Genomic DNA, 2,970 nt, shown 5'->3' with positions numbered 1-2,970 from the left:
TGCCCCGGCGGGTCTCTTTCACACGGTGCGGGCGGGGCGGTGGCACCCCTGTGGGGTGCGGGTGGGGGATACGGTGGCGTGTTGGGGGGATGACACCGACGGCCAGACGACGCTGCCCTAAGGGGCGGCTGAGGGCGGGGGTGCCCACCCCGCCGCTGGCGCGGCACCCCTCCGCGGAGGGGATGGGGCGGGCAACCACAGGGGGTTGCCCCTACGTTTTGCTCCTTCGTTCAAACGCGGAGAGCAAGAGATACAGTACCCCCATACCCAGGTTGGCTTTGACCAGTTGGGTGTAGCGGTCGTGAAGCCGCGCAAACTCGTCCCAAAAATCTTTCTTTGTCATATCGAAAGTATCGAAATCCTGAATCTCGACGACCCGCAGATACTCCAACCGGTCGCCCACGACCAAGGCGTAATAGATCAGCGTGGCAACCATGACCACAACGAGTACCGTCTTCGCCAAGCGCACGGCCGTCCACCAGTCCGAACGCAGCAAAAAGTAAATCGCCGACGCGGCCATAGTCGCAGCTGCAATAAATTCGAGGCGGTTCAGCTTGGCCAGCACCGCGGCGTTCACATCTCCAGCCAAGGTGGTCGTGGGCAGTTCCTGAAAGACCGTGCCGGCCACGGCAAAGCCGAACCCGACCAACGCGCCGATCCAGACGCCAGCGGCAAGCGTCTCTATAAAGACAAAGATGCGATCAAAAAACGGCTTCATACCGCGCTTTTTACTCGGGCCGCCCTGCCCGGGTCTCTTTGCCCAGCACATGCCGGAGGGCGCTCTCCAGGCTTGGGTAGCGAAAGGCATAGCCGGTCCGCGTGAGGACACGCGGCTCAACCCGGGTACTGGCGAGCAGCAGAGCGTCGGCCATCTCGCCAAAGGCAAGCCGGGCCGCAAAGGCCGGGACGGGGAAAAACGTCGGGCGGCCCAGGACCCTGCCGAGCGTCCGGGTATATTCCCGATTCGTCACGGCCTCGGGACACACCGCATTGATCGGACCGCTGACCTCGTCGTTGGTGATGGCGTGCTGTATCGCGCCAACAACGTCGTCCAGGGCAATACAGCTCATATACTGTGTACCCGCGCCAATCACGCCACCCAGGCCGAGCTGAAACGGTAAAAGCATTTTTTTCAGCGCGCCACCGGCGGGACTGAGGACAATCCCGATCCGCAGCAGGGCGGTCCGTATGCCCGTGTCGGTCAGCCCGGCCGCGGCAGCCTCCCAGTCCCGACAGACCTCGGCCAGAAATCCCTCTCCGGCCTCACTCTCTTCGGTCAAGGTCTCGTCTCCACGGTCTCCGTAATACCCAATCGCGGAAGCACCGACAAAGACCTTGGGCGGCTGGGCACATTGGGTCAGCGCTTCACACAGCAGCTGGGTTCCCTTGACCCGGCTGTCCCGAATGCGGCGTTTGCGCTCGGGGGTCCAACGCCCGGCGGCGATGTTCTCTCCGGCCAGATGGACAACCGCGTCAAATCCTTCCAGCCCGGCCCGATCAATCGTTCCGGCAGCCGGAGACCAAGCGACTTCACCGTCTCCCCCGCTCGCCCCATCCTTGCGAACCAGGCGCGTGACACTATGGCCGCCCGTTGTCAGGAAAGGGATGAGCGCAGAACCAACCAAACCGCTTGCACCAGAGACGAGTACCTTCATCGGTCTTCCTCCATAGTTCAACTGATTACGCTGTGTATCATGCGCGAGCACGTCCTGGCGCGTCACCGCATGCCGATAGGTGAAGAGTCGCTCCAATTTTCGCCTGGTCCAGGCGCCACCGAGCACCCGGCCCAGACTGCCGCCCGGCAGCGCGTATTCAATCCGATCCTCCAACATACAGCCTTCTCGTCCGTCCGCTTCAACCCGGTGGGTATGCTCCCAGCGGGCAAAGGGGCCGGAGATTTGGACATCTCGGAATTGGACTCCCGCTTCATAGTCGCAGTGTTCGGCGATCCATTGCCGGGAGAAGGGACCAAGTCCCATGCGCAGCACCACCCGCCCACCGCTTTCGATGCCACCGCGACGTTCAATAATTTCCACCGACTCCCAGGGCGGAGTGAGACGCTCGAACGCTCCCGGTCGCGCGTGCCACTGAAAGACCTCAGCCGCTGGCGCGGGAATATGCACCCGACGGATAAACGTCTCTGTTCTCATGACATCCTGCCAAAAACAGCGGAGCCGGCCTTTTTTTCGCCATAGCCGGTCAGCTCGACATAGCCGTCGCCGGCAAGCGACCGGCCCTGCGCTGTCCCCTGCGCCCGGACCGCGCCCTCCCAATACCGAATCAGCGTGTGCATTTCCTGGTCAGCCAGATAGGGCGTAATCGTCAGATCGATCGCCTCACTCGGAATACGCAGCCGCCACTGAGCTGGGTAGACCGTTCCGTCAGCCGGGCTCTGCCAGGTTTGTAGCACTTCGATCTGAAAGTCCTTCGAGGTCAGCGCCCGCGGTGTCCCATCCGCGGCGACCAGGGTTCCGCTGCTGCGGGAATGGATGTCGCCCGCTTGCTGACGTATCTGATAGACCATCAGTTCTTGTCCGTTTGTGAGCTGAATGGCAAACCAGTCCCAGCCCTGGATCGCCTCGCTCAGCACGCTCGTACTCCATTCCCGGTCCATCCAGCTCAGCCCCTGCACCTGGAACTCGTCGTCCCCCAATCGAATGATGCCGGCCGAGCGTAGACGGGTGAGGGAATAATAATACGAAGCCTGCCCTGCCGCAGCACCTTTCTGACTCAGCCCATTCTGGCCATGTAAAACAATAGGCTTATCTGACACCAGCCTGAGATCCAGGGCCACGTCCTGTTCTGCGGCGGAAAGCCGCATGGACACGGGCCGCTCCACCGCCGTCTCTCCAGTGACCGACCAGTCTTCGAGCCAGACGCGAAAGGGGGCGGCCGACGCCCCGGCCAAGCCAAGCGCCGCCCGGCTCAAACGCTGAAAGGCGTGAAAACGTTGCGTCGCTACGTCGCTCA

Annotated in this window: 3 protein-coding genes; all 3 read right to left on the bottom strand. The window is 62.4% G+C overall.

What is annotated here, in order from left to right; all coding sequences use genetic code 11:
- Positions 1-211 precede the first annotated feature (211 nt).
- Complete coding sequence (locus J4F42_22230; protein MCE2488241.1) at positions 212-718, bottom strand: DUF4149 domain-containing protein; 507 nt, start codon at positions 716-718, stop codon at positions 212-214.
- 10 nt (positions 719-728) lie between these two features.
- Positions 729-2,150, bottom strand: coding sequence for a TIGR01777 family oxidoreductase (locus tag J4F42_22225; GenBank protein ID MCE2488240.1), 1,422 nt, complete (start codon positions 2,148-2,150; stop codon positions 729-731).
- Positions 2,147-2,970 (bottom strand): hypothetical protein (locus J4F42_22220; protein MCE2488239.1); only part of this gene is annotated, 824 nt, incomplete at its 5' end. The genes J4F42_22220 and J4F42_22225, both read right to left, overlap by 4 nt.

The sequence above is a fragment of the Desulfurellaceae bacterium genome (genome assembly GCA_021296095.1).
Classification (GTDB): Bacteria; Desulfobacterota; Binatia; order Bin18; family Bin18; genus JAAXHF01.
The sequence above is the reverse complement of the archived record's forward strand: the minus strand, read 5'-3'. Positions and strand labels throughout refer to the sequence as shown.

Excerpts from the sequence above, each read along its gene's own strand:
- J4F42_22225 (MCE2488240.1), bottom strand. The coding sequence starts at position 2,150 with ATGAGAACAGAGACGTTTATCCGTCGGGTGCATATTCCCGCGCCAGCG.
- J4F42_22230 (MCE2488241.1), bottom strand. The coding sequence starts at position 718 with ATGAAGCCGTTTTTTGATCGCATCTTTGTCTTTATAGAGACGCTTGCC.